At 34.1% G+C, this 22,713-nt stretch carries 22 protein-coding genes and 2 riboswitches; of the genes, 5 read left to right on the forward strand and 17 right to left on the reverse strand.

Going from position 1 to position 22,713, the window contains the following annotated elements:
* The first annotated feature begins 130 nt into the window (after window positions 1–130).
* Window positions 131–571 (forward strand): hypothetical protein, encoded by a 441-nt coding sequence (locus tag NBE98_RS20510; protein ID WP_250816862.1) that lies wholly within the window; start codon window positions 131–133, stop codon window positions 569–571.
* Window positions 572–698: 127 nt separating this feature from the next.
* On the opposite strand, the gene NBE98_RS20515 is transcribed toward NBE98_RS20510, so the two are convergent.
* From NBE98_RS20515 to NBE98_RS20535, 5 genes are all read right to left on the reverse strand, one after another.
* A complete protein-coding gene (locus NBE98_RS20515) occupies window positions 699–1,145 on the reverse strand; it encodes a YaiI/YqxD family protein (protein WP_250816863.1) in 447 nt (148 codons plus the stop codon).
* Entirely contained in the window at window positions 1,145–2,494 is a 1,350-nt protein-coding gene (locus NBE98_RS20520) for a glucose-6-phosphate isomerase (RefSeq protein WP_250816864.1), read from the reverse strand. Before NBE98_RS20520 ends, NBE98_RS20515 begins: the two co-directional genes overlap by 1 nt.
* Window positions 2,495–2,826: 332 nt before the next feature.
* Entirely contained in the window at window positions 2,827–4,356 is a 1,530-nt protein-coding gene (gene guaA / locus NBE98_RS20525; RefSeq protein WP_250816865.1) for a glutamine-hydrolyzing GMP synthase, read from the reverse strand.
* Window positions 4,357–4,487: 131 nt separating this feature from the next.
* Complete coding sequence (gene guaB / locus NBE98_RS20530; RefSeq protein ID WP_250816866.1) at window positions 4,488–5,939, reverse strand: IMP dehydrogenase; 1,452 nt, start codon at window positions 5,937–5,939, stop codon at window positions 4,488–4,490.
* An 89-nt stretch (window positions 5,940–6,028) separates the two neighbouring features.
* A riboswitch (purine riboswitch) is annotated at window positions 6,029–6,126 on the reverse strand.
* A gap of 33 nt (window positions 6,127–6,159) precedes the next feature.
* Window positions 6,160–6,912, reverse strand: a complete 753-nt coding sequence (locus NBE98_RS20535; RefSeq protein WP_250817646.1) for a prepilin peptidase — start codon at window positions 6,910–6,912, stop codon at window positions 6,160–6,162.
* 238 nt (window positions 6,913–7,150) lie between these two features.
* On the opposite strand from NBE98_RS20535, the gene NBE98_RS20540 reads away from it, so the two are divergent.
* From NBE98_RS20540 to NBE98_RS20550, 3 genes are read left to right on the forward strand one after another with little or no spacing between them, the layout of a single operon-like run.
* Complete coding sequence (locus NBE98_RS20540; RefSeq protein WP_250816867.1) at window positions 7,151–8,107, forward strand: pilus assembly PilX N-terminal domain-containing protein; 957 nt, start codon at window positions 7,151–7,153, stop codon at window positions 8,105–8,107.
* Between the two features lie 26 nt (window positions 8,108–8,133).
* Window positions 8,134–8,502: a prepilin-type N-terminal cleavage/methylation domain-containing protein gene (locus NBE98_RS20545; protein WP_250816868.1), complete on the forward strand. Its 369-nt coding sequence runs from the start codon at window positions 8,134–8,136 to the stop codon at window positions 8,500–8,502.
* A gap of 29 nt (window positions 8,503–8,531) precedes the next feature.
* Window positions 8,532–9,650 carry an Ig-like domain-containing protein gene (locus tag NBE98_RS20550; protein WP_250816869.1) on the forward strand — a complete coding sequence of 373 codons (1,119 nt, stop codon included), beginning with the start codon at window positions 8,532–8,534 and terminating at the stop codon, window positions 9,648–9,650.
* Between the two features lie 61 nt (window positions 9,651–9,711).
* Here NBE98_RS20550 and NBE98_RS20555 read toward each other — a convergent pair whose 3' ends face one another.
* The 8 genes from NBE98_RS20555 to groES form a co-directional block, all read right to left on the reverse strand.
* Window positions 9,712–10,404, reverse strand: coding sequence for a hypothetical protein (locus tag NBE98_RS20555; protein ID WP_250816870.1), 693 nt, complete (start codon window positions 10,402–10,404; stop codon window positions 9,712–9,714).
* The gene (locus NBE98_RS20560) at window positions 10,401–10,943 is read right to left on the reverse strand and encodes a PilN domain-containing protein (protein ID WP_250816871.1); all 543 of its coding nucleotides are present in this window, start codon (window positions 10,941–10,943) and stop codon (window positions 10,401–10,403) included. Before NBE98_RS20560 ends, NBE98_RS20555 begins: the two co-directional genes overlap by 4 nt.
* 3 nt (window positions 10,944–10,946) lie before the next feature.
* Window positions 10,947–11,972, reverse strand: coding sequence for a pilus assembly protein PilM (gene pilM / locus NBE98_RS20565; protein WP_250816872.1), 1,026 nt, complete (start codon window positions 11,970–11,972; stop codon window positions 10,947–10,949).
* Window positions 11,973–12,230: 258 nt separating this feature from the next.
* A riboswitch (cyclic di-GMP riboswitch) is annotated at window positions 12,231–12,313 on the reverse strand.
* 6 nt (window positions 12,314–12,319) lie between these two features.
* The gene (locus NBE98_RS22485; protein WP_284703670.1) at window positions 12,320–12,700 is read right to left on the reverse strand and encodes a type II secretion system protein; all 381 of its coding nucleotides are present in this window, start codon (window positions 12,698–12,700) and stop codon (window positions 12,320–12,322) included.
* 76 nt (window positions 12,701–12,776) lie between these two features.
* Window positions 12,777–13,988 carry a type II secretion system F family protein gene (locus NBE98_RS20575; protein WP_250816873.1) on the reverse strand — a complete coding sequence of 404 codons (1,212 nt, stop codon included), beginning with the start codon at window positions 13,986–13,988 and terminating at the stop codon, window positions 12,777–12,779.
* Between the two features lie 12 nt (window positions 13,989–14,000).
* Entirely contained in the window at window positions 14,001–15,695 is a 1,695-nt protein-coding gene (locus NBE98_RS20580; protein ID WP_250816874.1) for a GspE/PulE family protein, read from the reverse strand.
* A gap of 214 nt (window positions 15,696–15,909) precedes the next feature.
* Window positions 15,910–17,532 (reverse strand): chaperonin GroEL, encoded by a 1,623-nt coding sequence (gene groL / locus NBE98_RS20585; RefSeq protein ID WP_250816875.1) that lies wholly within the window; start codon window positions 17,530–17,532, stop codon window positions 15,910–15,912.
* Window positions 17,533–17,555: 23 nt separating this feature from the next.
* Complete coding sequence (groES, locus tag NBE98_RS20590) at window positions 17,556–17,840, reverse strand: co-chaperone GroES (protein ID WP_250816876.1); 285 nt, start codon at window positions 17,838–17,840, stop codon at window positions 17,556–17,558.
* A gap of 587 nt (window positions 17,841–18,427) precedes the next feature.
* Here groES and NBE98_RS20595 point away from each other — a divergent pair.
* Window positions 18,428–19,081 carry a TIGR01906 family membrane protein gene (locus NBE98_RS20595; protein ID WP_250816877.1) on the forward strand — a complete coding sequence of 218 codons (654 nt, stop codon included), beginning with the start codon at window positions 18,428–18,430 and terminating at the stop codon, window positions 19,079–19,081.
* A gap of 3 nt (window positions 19,082–19,084) precedes the next feature.
* Here the strand turns inward: NBE98_RS20595 and NBE98_RS20600 are convergent, their stop codons facing one another.
* From NBE98_RS20600 to NBE98_RS20615, 4 genes are all read right to left on the reverse strand, one after another.
* Window positions 19,085–19,642, reverse strand: a complete 558-nt coding sequence (locus tag NBE98_RS20600) for a DUF5317 family protein (protein ID WP_250816878.1) — start codon at window positions 19,640–19,642, stop codon at window positions 19,085–19,087.
* Window positions 19,643–19,644: 2 nt separating this feature from the next.
* Window positions 19,645–20,919 carry an HD-GYP domain-containing protein gene (locus NBE98_RS20605; RefSeq protein ID WP_250816879.1) on the reverse strand — a complete coding sequence of 425 codons (1,275 nt, stop codon included), beginning with the start codon at window positions 20,917–20,919 and terminating at the stop codon, window positions 19,645–19,647.
* Between the two features lie 233 nt (window positions 20,920–21,152).
* A complete protein-coding gene (locus NBE98_RS20610) occupies window positions 21,153–21,773 on the reverse strand; it encodes a hypothetical protein (RefSeq protein WP_250816880.1) in 621 nt (206 codons plus the stop codon).
* Window positions 21,774–21,858: 85 nt separating this feature from the next.
* On the reverse strand, window positions 21,859–22,551 hold the full coding sequence (locus tag NBE98_RS20615) for a TVP38/TMEM64 family protein (RefSeq protein WP_250816881.1): 693 nt from the start codon (window positions 22,549–22,551) through the stop codon (window positions 21,859–21,861).
* Window positions 22,552–22,713: the final 162 nt, after the last annotated feature.

Here is a 22,713-nt window from a genome sequence, read left to right on the forward strand (position 1 = left end):
GCAACCATATATGATAAGCCTCGGGAAATCTGAGGCTTTTTTTTTATAAAAAATTAATCACAAGTGTCAATAGCCATCTGAATTACATAACATGTATTGTGTGCATAATTAATTAAATTGGAGGTAAACTGTGGAAAATAATGGATGGACACCTTGTATGAACTGTATGATGATGCAAGACATGAATATGCAGCCTATGATGCAGCAACCAATGATGGAAATGGATATGGGTGAAGAGCAGCTAAAGATGATGTATCCGAGAATATATATTAAAATAATGCCCCTTATTGCTCATCACTGCGATATGCATGAGCAGATGCATGGAACAATGCACTGCCCTGAAAAGCATCATGTAGATGAAATGTGCGATAAAATTTACAAACAAGTTGAAGAAGATTTGGATGATGACTGCGGTGATGAAGATGATGACGATGATAAGAGAATTAGACGCTATGGAAGAAGGAATGCCATTAGAGATTTAATAGGTGTACTTCTCCTTGGTGAACTAATTGGCAGAAGGCGCAGAAGGAGAAGAAGACCTAGACCAAGACCTCATTATGACTGGTATTAATCAAATGTAAAACAAGGATATATAAAGCTTAAGCTTTATATATCCTTGTTTTATTATCAAAATAATTTTAAAACCCGCATGGATTCTATAAATGGTTATATGGCTAAATGGTTACATGGTTATACATTCATATGATTAAATGGCCTTGTTTTATAAGCTTAAGCAAGTTGGTATAAAGCCTCTCGTCATCTTCCTTGCTTCTTTTCTTTGGATTGGAGGTCTTGCCTCCTCCTCTTCTAACCTTTGCAGAAATGTGTCTTTCAAAAAGAAGCTTATCAATATTATCATTAGTATAAATATAGCCCTTAGGACTTATTGCAAAAGCTTTTTTCCCAAGTACCATAGCAGCAACCCCAAAGTCCTGGCTTACTACTATGTCATTTTGCTTGGCTTCATTAGCAACAGCCATATCAACGCTTTGAAACCCACTATCCATATACTTTATAATTGAGTAATCACTATTCAGAACATGGTTTATATCGCAATACATTATAATCTCAAGCCCGTGCTCTTTTCCCAGTTTTTCTATAATATCTTTGCCTGGACATGCGTCAGCATCTACTATAATCCTCATTATAATCTCTTTTCAAGTTCAGCCTTCATGTCTTCAAATCCAGGTTTTCCAAGTAAAGCAAACATATTTTTCTTATATGCTTCAACTCCTGGCTGATCAAATGGGTTTACTCCATTTATGTATCCGCTTATCCCACAAGCTTTTTCGAAGAAGTAAACAGCATAGCCAAAATGATATGGTGTTAATTCTGGAAGGTTAACTATTATGTTTGGAACTCCTCCATCATTATGTGCAAGCACTGTACCTTGGAAAGCCTTCTTGTTTACAAAATCCATAGTTTTTCCTGCTAAGAAGTTTAATCCATCTATATTTTCAGCACTCTCTTCAATAGTAACTTCTTTTTTTGCTTTTTCAACATTTATAACTGTTTCAAATATATTTCTTAGTCCTTCTTGAATATATTGTCCCATTGAGTGAAGATCTGTTGAAAAATCAACAGCTGCTGGGAATATGCCTTTATTGTCCTTGCCTTCACTTTCTCCATAAAGCTGCTTCCACCATTCATTAAAGAAGTGTAAAGCTGGCTCGTAGTTAACTAATATCTCTGTAACTTTACCCTTTCTATATAGTGCATTTCTAGCTGCAGCATATTTGTAGGCATCATTTTCGCTTAAATTTGGATTACTAAGATCTTGTCTTGCATCAGCAGCACCCTTCATAAGCTCTTCAATGTTAATTCCAGCAACAGCTATAGGAAGAAGTCCAACAGCAGTTAAAACTGAATATCTTCCTCCAACATCGTCTGGAATAACAAAAGTTTCGTAGCCTTCTGCATCAGCTAATGACTTTAAGGCTCCTTTTGCTTTGTCAGTTGTAGCAAATATTCTTTCCTTAGCGCCTTCCTTGCCATATTTCTTCTCAACGTAATCCTTGAAAATTCTAAAAGCAACAGCTGGCTCTGTAGTTGTACCTGATTTAGAAATAACATTAACTGATATATCTAAGCCGTCGATAGCTTCAAGTAAATCTGTAACATATGTAGAACTTATGTTGTTTCCAACAAAGAATATTTGAGGTGTTCCTCTTTTAGCTTTTGGAAGATTGTTATAAAAGCTATGTGAAAGGCTTTCTATTGCAGCTCTTGCTCCAAGATAAGAACCACCGATACCTATAACTATAAGAATATCTGAATTGTTTTTTATTTTTTCAGCTGCCTTTTGAATTCTTGAAAATTCATCTTTATCATAATTTACAGGAAGGTCAACCCATCCTAAAAAGTCACTTCCAGCTCCAGTTCCATTATGAAGCATATTATGAGCTTCAGTTACCATTGGCTGTAAGTATGAAACTTCATTATCGTTTAAAAATGGTTTAACCTTGCTTAAATCCAAGCTTAATTTATTTGACATAGTGAACCTCCTTATATAAATAAAATATCTAACATTTTGAATTGCTATAGTTTTAACCTAAATGAAATTTTATCCTATTAAAGTAAATAAATCAATATTTATTAAAAAGTTGCCCAATATATTCTATAGGATTTTAACTATGAAATTAAACTTATACATGCCATAAAATAGGCATCTTTAAGCCTTTTTAGGGCATGTGTAAGTTAATAGTTGAATTTAAAACCCTATATGTAGGTTTAATTTTTACATATGATTTAGTTTCTGCTGCGCATCTTTGATTTATACAAAACAGCACTCCCAAGGTTATGGAAGTGCTGCAAAATTTTAAAATATTATTCCCACTCAATAGTTGAAGGTGGCTTTGAAGTTATGTCATAAACAATACGATTTACTCCCTTAACCTCGTTAACTATTCTTCGAGAAACCTTATCTAACACCTCATATGGTATTCTAGCCCAATCTGAAGTCATTCCATCGGAGCTTGTAACTGCTCTAAGTGCTATTGTATGAGAATAGGTTCTCTCATCTCCCATTACTCCTACTGACTGAATATTAGGAAGGCAGGCAAAGTACTGCCAAATCTTGCCCTCAAGTCCGTTTAAAGCTACTTCTTCTCTAAATATAGCATCCGCCTCTCTAACAATATGAAGCTTTTCTTCTGTAACTTCTCCTAAAACTCTTATTGCTAAGCCTGGGCCTGGGAATGGCTGTCTCCATACTAAGTTATGTGGAATTCCAAGCTCTTCTCCAACTCTTCTAACCTCATCCTTGAATAATTCCCTTAGAGGCTCGATAAGTGATAAATTCATGTCTTCTGGAAGACCACCTACATTGTGGTGGCTTTTAATAACTGCTGAGGTTCCAGTACCGCTTTCAACTACATCAGGATATATAGTTCCCTGAACAAGAAAATCTATCTGACCAAGCTTATTAGATTCTTCCTCAAACACTCTTATAAACTCTTCACCAATTATCTTTCTCTTTCTCTCAGGATCGCTAACGCCTTTAAGCTTTCCCAAAAATCTTTCTTGTGCATTAACTCTTATGAGGTTCATATCAAATTGTTTTCTAAAAATCTCTTCAACTTGATCACCCTCATCTTTTCTTAAAAGACCGTGATCAACAAATACGCAAGTGAGCTGCTTACCTATTGCTTTGTGTACCATAACTGCAGCAACGGAGGAATCTACTCCACCAGATAAAGCGCAAAGCACTTTTCTATCTCCAACTAGTTCTTTTATAGCTGCAATTTTTTCTTCAGCAAAGGAAGCCATAGACCAATCGCCTTCAACCTTGCAGATATTATATAAAAAGTTTTTAATCATTTCCTGACCAAAAGGAGTGTGCTCAACTTCTGGATGGAACTGAACTCCGTACAGTTTTCTTTCATCATTGGCCATAGCAGCTATCTCACAGCCTTCTGTACTTGCAATCAACTTAAAGCCTTCTGGAAGAGTTGATACATAATCCGTATGGCTCATCCAGCAGCTTTCTTTTTCCGATAAACCACTGAATAAATCATTATTATTTAAAGCAATTTCAGTCTTTCCGTACTCTCTTACTTTTGCGCTCTTAACCTCTCCACCTAAGGAGTAAGTCATAAGCTGATGTCCATAGCAAATGCCTAATACCGGAACATTTAAATTGAAGACTTCCTTATCAATTCTAGGTGCTCCTTCTTCATATACACTGTTTGGACCACCAGTAAATATTATTCCTTTTGGATTTTTTTCCTTTATCTTATCTAAAGTATAAGTATATGGAATGATCTCGCAGTATACTCCACACTCTCTTACTCTTCTTGCTATAAGTTGATTGTATTGACCGCCAAAGTCAACTATTAAAATCATTTCTTTATTCATTGCTTCCTCCTGTAGTATAAAGTTGCCACAGCCCTGCTGCTCTAGCTGTCAGCTCTATAAAAAGTTAACTTTTTAAATTTTTATATTCTTAACTTGTTGCTTGTAATAAAATTCTTAATGCACAGTATAAATTAGTTTATGCTGTAGTTCGGTGCTTCCTTTGTTATAACAACATCATGAGGATGACTCTCTCTTAAACCTGAAGCTGTTTGAACTACAAAGGTTGCTGTATTATAAAGTTCCTCTAAAGTTCTTGCGCCTAAGTAGCCCATTCCTGAACGGAGACCGCCAAGCAATTGATATAAGGTTTCTGCTACGAAGCCCTTATAAGGAACTCTTCCTTCTATTCCTTCTGGTACTAGTTTTTTAGCGCCTTCTTGAAAATATCTGTCCTTGCTTCCGTTAGCCATTGCTCCAAGGGAGCCCATGCCTCTATATACCTTATAGCTTCTTCCTTGGTAAACCTCAGTTTCTCCTGGGGATTCTTCACAGCCTGCAAACATAGAACCCATCATAACAACCTTGGCGCCAGCAGCAAGAGCTTTTACTACATCACCTGAGTATTTTATTCCTCCATCAGCTATAACTGGTACACCATATTTTTCAGCTTCCTCTACACAATCCATAACCGCGGTAAGTTGAGGCACTCCAACACCTGCTACAACTCTTGTAGTACATATGGAGCCTGGTCCAATTCCTACCTTAATACAGTCAGCTCCTGCAAGAATTAAATCTTTACAAGCTTCAGCAGTTGCTATATTTCCTGCTATAATCTGAAGCTCTGGATAAATTTCTTTTATACTTCTAACTGCTTCCATTACTCCTCTTGAATGGCCATGAGCAGTATCAATAGTTATAACATCAACACCAGCTTTAACCAACGCTTCTACTCTATCCATCATGTCTGCAGTTACTCCTACTGCAGCACCACACAAAAGTCTTCCTCTAGAATCCTTTGCCGCATTTGGAAATTGTATTGCCTTTTCAATATCCTTTATTGTAATAAGGCCTCTAAGATAGCTATGTTCATCTACTAATGGAAGTTTTTCTATCTTATGCTGCTTTAATATCTCCTTAGCTTCATCAATAGTTGTCCCCTCATGAGCTGTAATAAGACCTTCCTTAGTCATAACTTCTTTTATCTTTTTAGAATAGTCCTTCTCAAAAACTATATCTCTATTGGTTATTATACCAACAAGTTTCCCCTCTACAGTTACAGGCACTCCGGATATTCTGTACTTGCTCATTAAGGCAAGTGCATCCTCAATGGTATTATCTGGTGCTAAAGAAAATGGATCTGTTATAACTCCATTTTCCTGCCTTTTAACCCTGTCTACTTCGGCAGCTTGTCTTTCTATACTCATATTCTTGTGTATTATTCCTATTCCGCCTTCTCTTGCAATTGCTATAGCCATTTTTGATTCAGTGACAGTATCCATTCCGGCACTCATAAGCGGAATATTAATCTTAATTTTCTTAGTTAAGTTAGTACTTAGATTCACTTCCTTTGGCAGCACCTCAGACCTGTTTGGAACCAAAAGTACATCATCAAATGTATAAGCTTGTTTAATAATTTTTGCCATGCTCCCATCTCCCTTATTTAAATTTACAAAAAACAAAAGCATACTAACTCCACTCAAAAAACCATAAGTGAAATCAGTATGCACCTAATGCATAACTTGAAATCACCCATAGTCGGAAATTTACGGCTTCCGGTAGAGACTCCCTGCCATATTCAGGGGATATATGAATGAAAAATGCAATATTTAATTTATTTAATTGTAATGAATGATTTTAATTTTGTCAACTAAGAAATGATAAGTACCAATTTATAATTTTATTTCCAAACATCATTACAATTATAGCTGATATAGCTATAAATGGTCCAAATGGAATGTAATCCTTTTTTGACTTAACTTTGGTTATAATTAATAACGCTCCTATAGCTCCTCCTAAAACGAATGAAAGAAAAAGCAGTAAGATAGTGCTGTAAAAGCCAAGATATAATCCACATAAAAGGCATATCTCCACATCTCCCCAGCCCATTCCCCTAGTTAATAGTATTATTAGCGAAATAACTCCGCCACCGAGTACAGCTCCTAAAAGAGAAGTTTTTATACCATATCCTAGGTATCCACCTATAGCAACAAATATTATTCCGATAATTATAGCTGACATTGTAGTCTTAGTATACACATCTGTAGTGTCGTAATCTATCATTCCTATTACTATTAGAAAACAAGAAAGCACCGCATACTTGATGAACTCAAAGCCTAATCCATATTCTGCATATAACTTTAAAAATATTATTGCTGTAGTTAATTCTATAATTGCGTATCGTGGTGAAATCCTTTCTCCGCAGTATCTGCATTTTCCTCTAAGAAATATGTAACTTAATACCGGTATTAAATCTAAAGGCTTAAGTCTAGTATTGCAGCTTGTACAATGAGAAGGCGGAAAGGCTACTGATTCCTCCCTTGGAATTCTATAGATACATACATTAAAAAAGCTTCCAAGAAGCAAACCTATTATAAACACATATGAAGCTATAAACATACTAACCAAAATTAAGTGTACCTCCTTTTAGGTGGCGCTATATATCACCAACACTATACAAATTATACCATATTGTTGCATTTTCACTCAATTAAATTGCTATTATTGAGTAAATAATATATCAATCTTCTTTTACTGATATTGGAATATACTTGCAAATATGATATCATATTTCAATAGAGAACTATTGAAATTAATACAATTTCAATAATAAGTACTAGTTTATGGGAGTGATTTTATGGGGGTTAAAAAGAAAAAAGGGGCTGCTCTTGTGATGGTTATATTAGTTATGGCTGTTATGGCGATACTAGGGACAAGCATACTTAATGTTAGTCTTGCTCAAGCAAAAGAAGCATCTCAGGAGGAGAAAAAAATGCAAGCTTATTATCTTGCCCGTTCAGGGGCTGAAGCTGCATTAAGTGCTTGGGAAAATCCAAACCCTTCATCCTCAGGAAAGCCAGAAGGGATAGCTCAAACTGTTTATTTAAACAGTTCAAATCAGTTTGTATCTACTATGCCCGAAGGTATAGTTCGTAAATTTGATGTATCTGTCAGCCAGGAAAATGGAAATACAGTTATAAAAGCTATAGGCACTGTAGGTAATGTAGCTCAAACTGTTACAGCAACCATTACGCCAACAACAACTCAAGTTACAGTTCCAGTAGCACCATCCGAAGTACTATTGGGTCATAACCAGGGGTGGTATGACTTTAACAGCGGGCAAATTATTACAGGGTATCACAGCTTGGCTGATAAAACTAAAACTATAAAATTTGAAGCTAAAAAAGGAAAAGGTATAAAGATTCCAAATAAAAACTCACCTTCTGTAACCTATGATGCTTACAAAATGGTGTTTACAAGTGAAGTACAAGTTCTTCATAATAGAATAACGCTTATTTCTAAAGCTATTTCCTTTAGTGGAGGAATTATCTTTTCAAATGATGGAAAAGGTGATATAAATCTTAAGGTTCCCGCTGGTCAAGGTATATCAAGACCCGAAGGAGGAATATGGGGAGTTGTGTACATTAAAGGCAAGGGTTATTACTTTCCCGACAATGTTGTTTTAAAAAATCAAAATGATATAGAAACAAAGCTTACTGAAATACCTGATACCGATAATACAGACTACATGGATAACTCTTATACAGATTCAAAAACAGAAACAGTCATAACTAATTCAGTAATATGGAATTAGGCTTTATTGAAGGAGGCCTCAAATTTATGCTTTATAAAAAGAATAGATTTAATTGCACTGATAAAAAGATAAAGTCTCGAACCCAAAAGGGGTTAACTTTAATAGAAATAGTTATTTCTATAGGGATATTAGGCATAATTAGCGTAGCCTTTTTATCTATGTTTTCTACTAGTTTATCTGAAATATTCAAATCAGGACGAGCTAGCACGTCGCACTATGAAGCACAATATAAAATGGAGAATAGTATTTCTGAAAAACCAATTAGCGGAACCCCAAGCACTACTGTTCAGCTCAAATTTGGTGATAAATCATACCAAGTAACTGGCAGAACCGTTGATATTGACTATAGCTCAGGTAATCAAACAAAAAAACTAACCTCTTTCACTGTAGATTAAAATAAAAAACAAAAGAAGGTGTATGTTGCTTGCTTATTAAACGCAATATTGCGTCGATAAAAAATTCAGGAATTACGCTTATAGAATTAATAATCACCTTGGCCATAGTTTCGCTAGTAATTGCTATGACTTTTTCTATGAATATATTCGCCAATAATACTTTCAGCAAGGGAATTAAAAAATCAGACGTTCAATCTACCTTAAGACTAGCCGCTGATTATGTAACAAAGCAGCTTAGATTTAGCGGAGAGGTTGAGTTATTACCTGCTAAACCAGCTGATTTAGATTCCGATACAGAGTATATTTACATAGATTCTTCAACTGGTTCTTTAATTCACTATTCAAATGGAGTTTATAAAACAATTATTAATTCTTCTGGCGGAATATCAACAAACATAGAATTTCAGCAGCAAGACCACCAAACTGTTTATTTTAAAATAAGCAGCACACTAAAAGGCGAAGATTTTTCTGTCGATAGTTCTGTTATAGCACTTAATCTTGGCAATAACATAATTCAAGGTTTAAGCCCCTCATATGCAATAAGCTTTACTAAAGAGCAGCCTGCAGCATTTATACCTGTAACATCGGTAAATATTTCAGCCCCATCTTCGACTATACCAACTGGTGGTGGAACCCTTCAGCTTTCGAGTTCTGTGAATCCTTTAGAGGCTTCCATTAAAACTGTAACTTGGTCGGTAAATAATACTTCAGTAGCAACCATTGATAAAGATAGCGGCTTGCTAAAAACAACCGCCTCTGCTGCTAGCGGAATACCAATAGTTGTCACTGCAGCTGCAAATGATGGTTCAGGTAAATTGGCTACATACACTGTAACCACAGCTTCACCTAGTGCTCCAACTGCAATAACAGCGTTATCAATAGTTGCAAATGATGGAACTTCTATAAAAAGGAATAAAGGAAGCCTACAGTTATCCTATAATGCTACTCCGCAGAATGTAAAGCTTAAATCCGTTGAATGGAATGTTTTTAATGATCGCAATGCTTCAATTTCTGCCTCAGGTTTACTAAGAAGCCCTAATGGCTCTAATAAACTCACAGCAAATTCATTAAAAGTAACTCTTAAGGTTACCTCAATAGATGGAACAAGCATTTCAAAAGATATTAGTATAGCTGTTACAAACAAGTAAAACAAAGCCTGCTCGCAAAACTTTATTTACGAGCAGGCTTTGTTTTATTTATTTAGCAAAATTATTTAAACGGGTTGTCCTTACCATAACTGCTTTGATTAAAATCATATTCATTATGCAGATTTATACCATCCTGCACATAAAGCACGCTGGCAGTTAAGGTAACGGATAATTGACCATCAACATTGCCTTGTTTAGTTACATTAACAGCACTTACATTAGTTAGCCTGCTGTTTGTTTCTAAGTTGTTTATATACTCAGTAAAACCGCTGTAATCCCCCTTAATATTAATAATTACCGGAACAGCCATAATACTTATCCCTGAAGCTTGTGTTTCTTTCTTTTGCTCGCTGCCTGCCTGATTGCTAGTAGTTGGTGTATTTTTCAAAGTCCCTTCACCTGCTTCATATTTCACTCCATTACCCATAGTAAGACCAACTAAGGTAACCTTATTTTCCAAAGCAAGCTTATTTAGCTCTCTCATAACCTCAGCATTCATATCACTCTTAGGCATGAGCTTTATGTACTTATCATATTTTTCCTTTAGTGAGACTATTTCTTCGTTCATCTTCTTATTGCTTGTATCCATAAACTTGGCTTGCAGTACCTTCTGCTCATAATTATTCACTCTATCTTGAACAGCTTTTGTTTTTATTCCTATTGGAGTTATTATATATTGGTAGTAAATATATCCTATAAGCATAATTGCAAATATGCTTAAAAGAAGCTTTTCACTTTTACTTAAGTTCTTCATTTTACTTCCTCCCTTATATTAGTGATTACTAAGGTGAAAGTATAGATACCCTTTTGTTCATCTTTAATTATATTTGCAACAAGGCTATTAGTAAATTCCTTTGACTCTTGAAGATTAGCTGCAAACTCATTAATTGAGTTGTATACCTTTGCTGCTGCAGATATATTAATACTGCCCGACTTATAATCAAGAGTATTTATAACAATATCCTGTGGCATATGCTTTTCCAAGCTTTTAATAACTGGATATATGGCAGAGTTGGATTTTTGTGTTTTCTCTACTAAATCTGCATACTGCTTGTAGGAGGTTACTTCTTTTCTAAGCTTCTCATTATCAATAATTATAAGCTTCGATTTTTCCAGAGAGCCTTTAAGGTCAGCTTCTCTTTTGTTAAGCTCGTTAAGCTTTGCATAGGGCACAATAGCAATAGCCGCTAATAATGAGAGTATAAGCAGCGCCCCGCCAACTGTTTTAAGAAGCATTGCATCCTTTTCTCTCTTCTGCTTTATATGGTTTGGAATAAGATTAAGTTCTCTCATAGCCTACTCCTTTCTTAGCAGCAAGCCTATGCTATTAACATAGTATTTGAAGCTGCAATTCTCAGGAAGCTTTGTTTTTATCCCTATTTCTTCAGCCGAGTCAACTATTTCCACTGTAGTTGAAAAGTATTCCTGAATGTAATTATCAATTCCTTTTATTTCTGCGCCTTCTCCAATTACATAAATCATGTCTAGCGACTTATTTGTTTTCCCTGTGGTATAAAACTGTATAATTTTCTCAAAGGAATAAAGTGCTTGATCAAACAGACCTTTTATTGCCACATCAACAGTACTCTCTTCTTGCACATAAAAGTTAAATACTCTTAAGAAGTTCTTCGCAGATTCCTCTGGTCTGGATTTAGCAAATGGATACATTATATCCGCCACATTATTAATTCCAAAAGGTATGGTTCTCTCAATAAATAATCTCCCGTTCTCTAAAATAGTAAAGTTGCTATTATAATGATCTATGTGAATTATGCCGATGCTTTGTATTTCCTTCTTAAGCTTATGAACATTTCTAAAAACCTTGCTTATATTATTGGGAGCAATATCTATAGCTTCAAGTTTTAGATTTAATTTTTTAGCAAGCTCCACATACTTGTCTATCTTTTCTTTAGGTGCAGAAACCACCATAACCTTGTAGACTTTCTTTTCCTTTGTATTTATCTTATCTATTATCTCATAATCTGTATAATAGTTTTCTCCCTCATTGGGAAGGTATTGACTAATCTCCCACTGCAGTGATTTAATGATTCCCTTGCTGTCCATTATGGGTGTTTCTATATGCCTTACTACAATATCCTCACCGTGTACAGTAAAGGATATTCTTTTTGTGGTTATATTGTTTTCTTTTAAAAACTCTGAAATCGCCTTTGCAAGCCTTTGAATATTTAAAATATTTTCCTTTACAAAAGCCTCTTCAGGAGTCTTTATACTACCACAGCATTTTATCTTGTTTTTTGAACCTGATAGAATTTTTATGTACTCGTGCCCAATCTCTACAGCTATTAGGTCTTTTTCAAACATTAAATCACCACTTTCATGAAAGATGTAATCTACCTTTATTAGTTCTAAAATCATATATCTATAAAATTATATATTTGTTCTCTGTATTTATAAACTTTAAAAGGCAGCGCTATCGAACATGTTCATTAGTGCTGCCATGAAAGATTTATTTAATATTAATTATAGTCTTTTATTATTTTTCAAAAATAATGTTATATTTAATCTCAGCAGAAAAGATGTCAATTTTTAACTATATAATATTGTTAAATATTTATTTCAGAAATAAAGGGTCGGTTACACTATTAGCTCCATACAATTCAAGTGTCCATATGTAAATTGTATTTCTTTGCTACCCTAATCTCTTAATTTTAGTTAAGAGATTCATAAGAGTCAGCTGGCTTTGAATCTTTAACTTTTACATCACCAGTAGCAGCATCATACCAAAACTTATTTGCAGTATTTTGGCATGCCTTTACACCAGTTGAAGTTAAAGCTTCAGGTGCAAGATAAGCAGCCATTGCTCCGCTTGTTTTAAAATCCGATGCAGCCGGAAGTGAATTAGTAGATGAATTAGCTTGGAAAGTTTGTGCTGCACTTTGAAGTGTTCTTGCAGTAGCTAAATCTGCTTTATCCTTCGTACCACTTAATGTAGAACCGAATCTTGGAACAGCAATTGCTGCTAATATTCCCAGAATTGCAATAACTACAATAAGTTCAATTAATGTAAAACCCTTTCTTTTCTTGGTCATTAATTTTACCTCCCCTTTGTTTATCATTTTTTACCCTCCTAATGTTTATATATGAATGCTTATTATGCAATTCATTCTACATACTAGATACTAAGTTATACATCTCAAACATCGGCAACAGCATAGCTATTACAATAAAACCTACCACTACTGCTAAAAATACTATTATTAACGGTTCAATTAATGTTGACAATTGAGAAGTAGCATTTTCAACCTCATTATCATAAAACTCTGCTGTCTTTTCCATAATACTGTCTAGAGTTCCTGTTTCCTCGCCTATCTTCATCATTTGGGTTAGCATAGTGGGAAAAACGCCTCTGCCTTCGAGACTTAAGGCAATGCTATGACCTTTCCTTACTGCTTCGCTAGTGCTTTGGAGTAATTTACTTGCTACTGCGTTTCCTACAACCTTTGAACAAATATCAATACTCTCAAGTAGCGGCACGCCTGTACTCATAAGAGTCCCAAAGGTTCTTGTAAACCTTGCTGTTACAATCTTGGTAATTATCTTTCCAAAGAGCGGCATATCTAGCTTTAGCATATCTACTTTTTCTGCTGCCTCTTCATTATTCCTTATAAATATCTTCGCAACTATTGCTAGCATCAGAATAAATCCCATAAGTAGCAAGCCATATTTTTTCATGAAATCACTCAAAGCCATAATTATACGGGTAGGCATAGGCAAGGTGCCTCCTGAACTTGTTATCATGCCCACGAAGGTAGGCAGTACAAATATAAGAAGAAGATTAACTACCACAACTGCAACCACAGCTACCATAATAGGATAAGTTAAAGAGCCCTTAATCTTTTTCTGAAGCTTGTAGCTCTTCTCATAATAATCAGCCATTCTATTCATTACAGTATCAAGAGTTCCGCTCATTTCACCAACACTTATCATGTTGACAAGCATTTCTGGTATATCCTCATGCTTTCCTAAGGCTTCTGATAAACTACTTCCTTTTTCTATATCACTTTTTACCTCTTTAAGTATATTTCTGAATTTTTTATTTTCAGTTTGTTCAGCAACTACATCCATAGCCCTTAAAATATTCATTCCTGCAGATATAGTAAAAGAAAACTGTCTGCAAAATATTGCTATTTGCTGTGTTGATATTTTTTTATATTTTGATAAATCTATATCCATTGAGCTGCTGTATAATTTTATGTTTTGAGGGTAATAATCTCTTTCTCGAAGGCTTGTCCTTACTATATCTTCACTTTCAGCTTCCATCTTCCCTTTGATTATGTTTCCCTGTAAATTTCTTGCTTCATACTGATAGCTTGGCATCCTTCTTCCCCCTTATTCCTTTAAATAAGCAACTCTCATAAATTCATCCATAGTAGTTGTTCCTTTAAGCACATGTACTGCGCAAGCTGTTCTTAGAGTACTCATACCTTTCTCGATAGATAGATCTCGAAGTTCATCCGTGCTGCAGCCCTTCATTATCATGTCTCTATGCTCTCTTGTTACTTCCATTATTTCATATATACCTATACGACCTTTGTAGCCGCTATTGCCGCAAACATTACACCCCCTGCCCTTTTTAAGCATAATAGGCATATTTCCTTTTATCTCAAGAATACCTTTTTCATATTCAGATGCTTCATATTCTTCTGCACAGCTTGGACACACTTTTCTAACCAATCTCTGAGCTATAACTCCAACTACAGAGGTAGCAATAAGATATGGCTCAATTCCCATATCTGCAAGTCTAAGCATAGAGGAAGGTGCATCGTTTGTATGAAGAGTGCTGAGCACCAAGTGCCCTGTAATAGCGGATCTTATGGCTATTTCAGCAGTTTCAGCATCTCTAATCTCACCAATCATTATTACATCAGGATCCTGCCTTAGTATGGACCTAAGACCTGCTGCAAAAGTAAGCCCAATCTTTGTATTAACGCTTACCTGATTGACTCCTTCCATTAAAAACTCTACGGGGTCCTCTACAGTGATAATGTTTTTGCTTTCTGTGTTTAACTCATTAAGCATAGTATATAAGGTTGTTGACTTTCCACTACCTGTAGGGCCTGTAACAAGGATTATTCCATGAGGATTGCTTATAAATTTATCAAGTTTCTTTACCTCACTTCCGCTAATCCCTAAGTTTTCTTTTCCAACAAGAAAGTTTTCCTTGTTAAGTATTCTTATAACAACCTTTTCTCCATTTACCTTTGGTAAAATGGAAACTCTAAGATCCACTTCCTTATTATCTATAGTTGTCATTATTCTGCCATCTTGCGGCAGCCTTTTCTCTGCTATATTTAAATCAGCTAATATCTTAATACGTGTTATTAGGGCACCTAAAGTGTCTGGCTGAGTTTTTAGGACTTCAGATAGTTCTCCGTCTACTCTATATCTTACCCTTACATATTTTTCAAAAGGTTCTATATGTATATCTGATGCTCTTGCTCTTACAGCATTTTCAATTATACTGTCCACAAGCCTTACTACAGGTGCATTTTTGATTTCTTCTAAGGCATCAGTTTCATCTTCTTTAGCCTCTACCCTATTTGAAAACTGTTCCTTTGAGAGCTCGTCCGCAGCTTTCATAACATATTGCGTTGAATAATATTTTTTAATAGCTTCCTTAATTTCCACACTTGAGGCTATATATGGTTCTACACTATAGCCAGTTGCTATTCTTACATCATCTAGTGCAATAATATTAAGAGGGTCGCTCATAACTAGCTGAACTTTGCTTCGTCTAATTGATATAGGTATAACATTATGCTTATTTGCTAAGTTTGCTGATATGGTTTTTACTGCATCAGTATCAACCTCTACCTCATCCAGCTTTACTCTCTTAACTCCTAATTGTAACTCAAGAATATTCAATATATCATTTTCACTTACAATATTCTCTTCAACAAGAAGTTCACCAAGTCTCCTGCCAGTACTTTTCTGTTTTTTAAGAACATAGTCAAGCTGTTCCAAGGTCATTCTGCCTGATTTAACAAGCATGTCACCTAATCTTTTTCTTGGCTTATTTTCCATAGTTCTTCACCTCACTTGCAACATTATGCAAATAATAGCAAAAGAATATAATTTTTTACATTATGTACACAAATATATTATATCTATACTAGTTACCTGTTACAAGAAATATAATCAAACATATTTATACACGATTTTACAAGTTATTTATATTTTCATATATCAAATCTTACCAAAATAAAAGCTCCTCGTTTCCGAGGAGCTTTTATATATTTTAGTACATTCCATCCATTCCGCCGCCTGGCATTGCAGGTGCTGGATTCTTTTCTGGTATGTCTGCAACAACACTTTCTGTTGTTAAGAAAGTAGCTGCTACTGAAGCTGCATTTTGAAGTGCACTTCTTGTAACCTTAGTTGGGTCAACTATACCAGCTTTAATCATATTTACATATTGTTCTCTTAGAGCATCGAAACCAATTCCTGGCTCGCTGCTTTTTACCTTTTCTATTATAACTGAACCTTCAAGTCCAGCATTAGCTGCTATTTGTCTAACTGGCTCTTCAAGGGCTCTCTTTATGATGTTGATACCAATCTTAACATCAGCATCATCTGAAGTTACTTCTGCAACTTCGTTTATAGCGTTGATGTAAGCTGTTCCACCACCAGGTACGATACCTTCTTCAACAGCTGCTTTAGTAGCCGCTAAAGCATCTTCAATTCTAAGCTTTCTTTCCTTAAGCTCAGTTTCAGTAGCAGCACCAACCTTAACTACTGCAACTCCACCAGCTAGCTTAGCTAGTCTTTCTTGAAGCTTTTCTCTATCGAAATCTGAAGTTGTTTCTTCGATTTGAGCCTTTATTTGACCTACTCTAGCATGGATTTCGTCAGCATTTCCTCTTCCATTAACTATTGTAGTGTTTTCTTTGGAAATTCTAACACTTTCAGCTCTTCCAAGCATATCAACAGTAACTTCCTTAAGGTCTCTTCCTAATTCTTCAGAGATTACTTCTCCACCTGTTAATATAGCTATATCCTGGAGCATTTCTTTTCTTCTGTCACCAAAACCAGGAGCTTTAACAGCAACGCAAGTGAAGGTTCCTCTTAGCTTGTTAACAATAAGTGTTCCAAGAGCTTCTCCTTCAACATCTTCAGCTATTATTAAAAGCTTTCTTCCTTGCTGAACTATTTGCTCAAGTATTGGAAGTATGTCTTGTATGTTTGATATCTTTTTATCTGTTATAAGTATATATGGATCATCTAAAACTGCTTCCATCTTCTCGGTGTCAGTTACCATGTAAGCACTTACATAGCCTCTGTCAAACTGCATTCCTTCAACTACGTCAAGCTCTGTAACCATTGACTTTGATTCTTCAACAGTTATAACGCCTTCGTTGCCTACCTTTTCCATAGCGTCAGCAATAAGCTTTCCGATTTCTTCATCAGCAGCTGATATCGCAGCAACTCTAGCTATGTCTTCTTTTCCTTCTATTGGTCTTGATGCTTTCTTTATTCCTTCTACAGCCTTGCTTACAGCCAAGTTAATACCACTTCTTATAAGCATTGGGTTAGCTCCAGCTGTAACGTTCTTTAAGCCTTCTCTAATTATTGCTTGAGCTAAAAGTGTAGCTGTAGTAGTTCCATCTCCTGCTACATCGTTAGTCTTTGTAGCAACTTCTTTAACTAGTTGAGCTCCCATGTTTTCAAACGGATCTTCTAATTCTATTTCTCTAGCTATAGTAACACCATCATTTGTTATAAGTGGTGCGCCAAATTTCTTATCTAGAACTACATTTCTTCCTTTTGGTCCAAGTGTAATTTTAACGGTATTAGCAAGCTCATCTACGCCTCTTTGCATAGCTCTTCTAGCTTCTTCACCATACATGATTTTCTTAGCCATTACTATCCCTCCAAACTAATTAATTATTCAACAACTGCTAATATGTCGTCTTGCTTTATGATAGTGTATTCTTCACCATCAACTTTAACTTCGGTTCCTGCATATTTTGAGAACAATACTTTGTCTCCAACCTTAACTTCCATTTTGATTTCTTTTCCATCAACTATTGTTCCAGGTCCTACTGCAACAACCTCTGCTTCTTGTGGCTTTTCCTTAGCTGTACCTGTTAATACGATACCGCTTTTAGTCTTTTCTTCTGCCTCAAGTTTCTTAATAACTACTCTGTCTGCAAGTGGTCTAATTCTCATTTAAACCCCTCCTTAATATATTTGAAATATAATATTATAAACTTTTTGTTAGCACTCATCATCATTGAGTGCTAATACAATTATTATAATAAATAATTGTTCGTGGAATATCAAATTCCATGTTTTACTTTTTAGCCCATTTAAGGCTGAATTTATAGCGTTAGTTCAATTTATATTACTCTTTTGCGCTTTTACTCTCTTTTTCATTTAATATCATTGTATTAGTAATTTTATCCAAACATTGATATTATAGACACAATACTTTAATTTTATGTAGCCAATTTTTGTTTTATGTAAGTTTTATGAATTTATATTCTTACAAACAAATATGAATTTTATATTTTCATATTTCTAAATATTCACACAAATCACCACTTTATCCACATATCTAGACATGCCCTTCTTATAGGTTTTAAATTCAACTATTAACTTGTACATGTCCTAAAAAGGCTCAAAGCTGCCTGTTTTATGATATGTATAAGTTTAGTTCCATAGTTAAAATCCTATAGTTGACTATAAATCAAGCTTTATATAAAATTAACTTATAATCATTGACATAAAAGAGGGATCATGAAGGGAGTATTAATATGAACAAAAGCCTAAATAAGCTGTCCACAATTTTCTTAGCTCTTACAGTATCCTTATTTTTAATTTCATTAGCTGTAAAGCTTACGTTATCCTTTAAGCAGTTATATTACTTTGATGTGGATCATCTAAATATAGCTAAAGATTATGGTATGAAAAAAGAAATAATAATTAAAAATTACAATATTTTAATTGATTATCTTCAAAACAAGAATATTGTAAAATTGAACATGCCTGATTTTCCAATGTCTAGAGAAGGTGAAATACACTTTGTAGAAGTTAAAAACATATTTATGAAATTTAGCAATTTGATGTATTTAATGGGAATCATAAGCTTAATTGGTGCATTTATAAAGCTTAAAACAAAGGATTATTTGTTTTTAAAGTTTAGTTCTTTGGGAATGCTTTTGATACCAATTGTGTTAGCTATCCCTTTTGCAATAAACTTCGACAGAAGCTTTACAGCTTTTCATAAGATATTTTTCAACAATGATTATTGGGAATTTGACCCCGTTACAGATCCTATAATCAATGTACTTCCACAACAGCTTTTTTTCCATAATGCAATTTTAATATTACTATTGTTAGCTTTGTTTAGTATAGTTCTTTATTTATTCTATAGGAAATTTACAAAAATAAAGAGCAGTTTGGTTTAATCCCTACTGCTCTATTTTTGTATATATAATTTTTGATTTTTTGTTTTTCATTTCCGTTATTATATATAATGCCATTCCAATAACCTCAATAAAATCACCTAAACTGGCAACCCCTGGTTTAGGATACTTTACTAAGAATATATCTCCTAAAAAAGCAAATCTGGTTTCTGCATTGACCTCTGAGTAAAGCCCTTGGGAGCTAACTTGACCTGTAAAACCTAAAGTTCTTACAGCTTCTATGTCGACAGGCATTGTTCCACCATTTGAAAATATAACTACAGCATTTAATAGTATACCAATTCCCAGCACTATAATACATTTGCTGTTTTTATTCAAATAAACAAAGCTCAACAGCAATCCATACATTATTAAGTCTAAGATATATGTTATGGCGCCAATTGTAAGATATTTACTTTTAAGCATTTTAATCATTATAAATTCTAATATGAACGCTGCTATTACAAAGTATAATCCTTTAATTTTAGCCGCATCAATATTTTTTATACTGCCTTTTAGGACATAACCTATCAATACTGCAATTATCAGTGCAAGTAAAAACATTTCTACACCGCTTTCTTCTGCTTTTCAAGTATATTTAAGTACGCTTGTACTACTTTAGGATGAAACTGAGTTCCTGAATATTTCGTAATTTCATTTATAACTTCTTCATCGGTTAGAGCTTTTCTATAAGGTCTGTCTGTCGTCATTGCATCAATTGTATCTGCAAGCTGTACTATAAATACATCTAAATTAAGCTGTTCTGGCTGCTTTTCGTCGGGGTAACCTTTTCCATCATAACGCTCATGATGGCTGCGAATAATCGGAAGTATATCTTGAAGATTTTTTATATCCTTAAGTATGTTATATCCTATTTCCGGATGACTTTTTATTATTTCATACTCTTCTTGAGTTAATTTTCCTGGTTTGTTTAAAATGCTGTCATCAATACCTATTTTTCCAACATCGTGAAGTAAGGATGCCATATGCAATCTTTCAACTTTTATATCATTATACTTAAGTTCTTTTGCTAATAAAGTGGATATTTCTGCAACTCGCTTTGAATGCCCTTCTGTATATTTATCTCGTGCTTCCATTGCGTGCATTAAAGTATCAACCGTTTCAATATATTGACTTTTTAATTCCAGATAAAGATAGAATGTGTATCTAACTAGTATAATTGGAAATATTGTTAATATTACACCACCATAACTGTATTTATCAAACATAAATGCCAATAAAGCTCCAAAAGGTGCCATTACTATACTATTAAGTAAGCTAAGTCTAATGTTACCAATAAAAAAATACAAAATACTCTTATTATTTAACAGAGAAAATAATATAGATACTAGCAAGGTATTCAATAGGAGACAAATAATGCTAAAAATAATTATTAGATGTGCTTTACTCCATAAATTAACTACATCAAAACTACCACCCAACTTATAGTAAACCATTCCAGCATATAGTAAAGGAACTATTTGACAACAGTAATTATATAAAGTTTTATAAATAGGATCATTAAATAAATGTCTGTATTTTCCATCTACTTTTTTGAATCTTAAAGAAAAACCTAAAATTACTACAAAACTTGCTACTACAGGCCCAAATAATATAACAACAGCTATTTCTACAGCTAGACTTGTACTAATAGCCATTCCTTTATAGGCTACTCTAAGGCTTTCAGCTATAGCTAATAAAATTGCAAAAAAAATGACTTTCATGTAGCCAGTCTGATACCCAATAAATAATCTATTAATATGTAAGTATGATAATGATATAGCGGTAAATACATACAACGAAACAAGATAAATCTTAAGTTTTAGATTTAGGTTTCTCATAAATCCTCCTATTTATATATAAAGACCGGTATAAAAACTTTAGTTCCAGCTCCACATTGAACCGCCTGCAACTACAAGCGCAAGAATAGCTATTAATAATACAGCTAACTTCTTTGTTTTCATTGGTAAATTCCCCCTTAATCGAAAATTAACAGTTTTCCGCTAAGTACTGTCATATTTTCACTCCGCTAAGGGTAAGAAAAAAGAAAATTAACCGGTCTTTATAAGCAGTGTTAAAGGGCGCCCTTTTGGATCCTTCTATTTACAGCATCCAAGGTCGCCTTGGCTATAGCTTCATTTATATCTTGTTTAACTATAGCGGAACCTACCATGGTTTGTTCATTTTCATTCAAAACCATGTTTACAAGCACAGATACAAAGTTTATATCTCTGCTTGTACTAATAATTACATCTTCTATATTAAATAAGTAAGCTTGTCCAAGAATTTTTTCAATAGTTCTAATGGTAGCATCAGCAACTATCTTTCTTCTGTTTGCTGCAGTTTTTATGCCAGTTATAGTCTCGCCAAATTCTTCTCCATCATGCAGCAAAGTAACAATACATTCTAGAGCATTGCCTTCAGTTTTTAAGTCTATTCCACTATACCTAACTCTTCTTAAGGCTTCATTGTTATCCTCAGTTTGAATTTGGGCAATACTTATAACTTTTCTATCTATTCTATAGTCAAAAGCAGCCAGCAAGGAAGATTCAATATCTCTTACTATCTGCTTAGGTGCTCTCAGATTATTTGACAATATATGTACTTCGGATATTTCATCGTTTTCAGTAACTACTTTAACATTGATAACACCGTCAATCTTTGCTATCATGTTCTTCAAACTAGCAAAATCCATCCCTATTCCCCCATTTTAAATCACAATTATATCTAAATTGTAACATAATAATTAATTAAAAACAATAATTCATTGTTTTATATAATTATTCTTTTTTTACCAGTAATTTCACTATTTTTTCGCCTTTAAAAACTCCAATTACAAACAAAATAGACATAGCAACCGCTATCACAATTAATATTCCCTTATGCCCTGAATACATTCTGGCTCCAAAAAAGGTTGAAATAAATATTCCAGGTATTCTACCAAGAGTAGAATATATCATGAAATTTTTAAAGGTAATATCTGAAATTCCACATATATATGCCAAAACATCTTTTGGAATTCCAGGGATCAAATATAAAATCAAAACTATATGGTTAACACTTCCAAGCTTTAAAAGCTTATCAAAAAAGTTTAATTTTTTATCAGAAATTATTCTTCTAATCAGTGGTTTTCCATATTGTCGAGCTAAGCCATATACTATGGCACTGCCCATGGTTATTCCAAGCAAAGTAAGAAGTCCGCCAATAAAAGCACCATATATATACCCTCCAGCTATTTGCATAAACTCTCCTGGAATAAAAAAAGCTACAACCTGGATTATCTGTAACGCTAAAAAAGCCAGAACACTATAGTCACCATAAGATAATATTATACTCTTAATTTTCTTGGGATTTCTGAGCTCATTGAAGTGCTGTCCATAATATTCGTAACCTATAAAAACTATAAACAATGCAATTAAAATTAATATTAAATATCCTCTGTTTTCATAGAGCAGTTTTAAACCTTTTTTCAACACTGTACCACCTCTTAGAATTTCGCTTAACAAAATTCATAAAAAACAAATTCTGAAAACATATAAAGATAAGAAGATAACTTTATAAGAATATAAAAATATAAAAAGTTAACAATTTAACCACTTATATGGTCATCTTCTTATCATAAACTTCTACTTTAC

Origin of the sequence: Clostridium swellfunianum (genome assembly GCF_023656515.1) — a bacterium.
In the GTDB taxonomy this organism is placed as follows: Bacteria; Bacillota; Clostridia; order Clostridiales; family Clostridiaceae; genus Clostridium_AT; species Clostridium_AT swellfunianum.

What these genes read in the sequence shown, in the direction of transcription:
- NBE98_RS20610 (WP_250816880.1), bottom strand. Translation starts at nt 21,773, where the DNA reads ATGGATTTTGCTAGTTTGAAGAACATGATAGCAAAGATTGACGGTGTT.
- NBE98_RS20605 (WP_250816879.1), bottom strand. Translation starts at nt 20,919, where the DNA reads ATGAGAAACCTAAATCTAAAACTTAAGATTTATCTTGTTTCGTTGTAT.
- NBE98_RS20545 (WP_250816868.1), top strand. Translation starts at nt 8,134, where the DNA reads ATGCTTTATAAAAAGAATAGATTTAATTGCACTGATAAAAAGATAAAG.
- NBE98_RS20560 (WP_250816871.1), bottom strand. Translation starts at nt 10,943, where the DNA reads ATGAGAGAACTTAATCTTATTCCAAACCATATAAAGCAGAAGAGAGAA.
- guaA (WP_250816865.1), bottom strand. Translation starts at nt 4,356, where the DNA reads ATGAATAAAGAAATGATTTTAATAGTTGACTTTGGCGGTCAATACAAT.
- NBE98_RS22485 (WP_284703670.1), bottom strand. Translation starts at nt 12,700, where the DNA reads ATGACCAAGAAAAGAAAGGGTTTTACATTAATTGAACTTATTGTAGTT.
- NBE98_RS20580 (WP_250816874.1), bottom strand. Translation starts at nt 15,695, where the DNA reads ATGGAAAATAAGCCAAGAAAAAGATTAGGTGACATGCTTGTTAAATCA.
- NBE98_RS20595 (WP_250816877.1), top strand. Translation starts at nt 18,428, where the DNA reads ATGAACAAAAGCCTAAATAAGCTGTCCACAATTTTCTTAGCTCTTACA.
- NBE98_RS20600 (WP_250816878.1), bottom strand. Translation starts at nt 19,642, where the DNA reads ATGTTTTTACTTGCACTGATAATTGCAGTATTGATAGGTTATGTCCTA.
- NBE98_RS20515 (WP_250816863.1), bottom strand. Translation starts at nt 1,145, where the DNA reads ATGAGGATTATAGTAGATGCTGACGCATGTCCAGGCAAAGATATTATA.
- NBE98_RS20535 (WP_250817646.1), bottom strand. Translation starts at nt 6,912, where the DNA reads ATGTTTATAGCTTCATATGTGTTTATAATAGGTTTGCTTCTTGGAAGC.
- NBE98_RS20520 (WP_250816864.1), bottom strand. Translation starts at nt 2,494, where the DNA reads ATGTCAAATAAATTAAGCTTGGATTTAAGCAAGGTTAAACCATTTTTA.
- pilM (WP_250816872.1), bottom strand. Translation starts at nt 11,972, where the DNA reads ATGTTTGAAAAAGACCTAATAGCTGTAGAGATTGGGCACGAGTACATA.
- NBE98_RS20575 (WP_250816873.1), bottom strand. Translation starts at nt 13,988, where the DNA reads ATGCCAAGCTATCAGTATGAAGCAAGAAATTTACAGGGAAACATAATC.
- groL (WP_250816875.1), bottom strand. Translation starts at nt 17,532, where the DNA reads ATGGCTAAGAAAATCATGTATGGTGAAGAAGCTAGAAGAGCTATGCAA.
- NBE98_RS20540 (WP_250816867.1), top strand. Translation starts at nt 7,151, where the DNA reads ATGGGGGTTAAAAAGAAAAAAGGGGCTGCTCTTGTGATGGTTATATTA.
- guaB (WP_250816866.1), bottom strand. Translation starts at nt 5,939, where the DNA reads ATGGCAAAAATTATTAAACAAGCTTATACATTTGATGATGTACTTTTG.
- groES (WP_250816876.1), bottom strand. Translation starts at nt 17,840, where the DNA reads ATGAGAATTAGACCACTTGCAGACAGAGTAGTTATTAAGAAACTTGAG.
- NBE98_RS20555 (WP_250816870.1), bottom strand. Translation starts at nt 10,404, where the DNA reads ATGAAGAACTTAAGTAAAAGTGAAAAGCTTCTTTTAAGCATATTTGCA.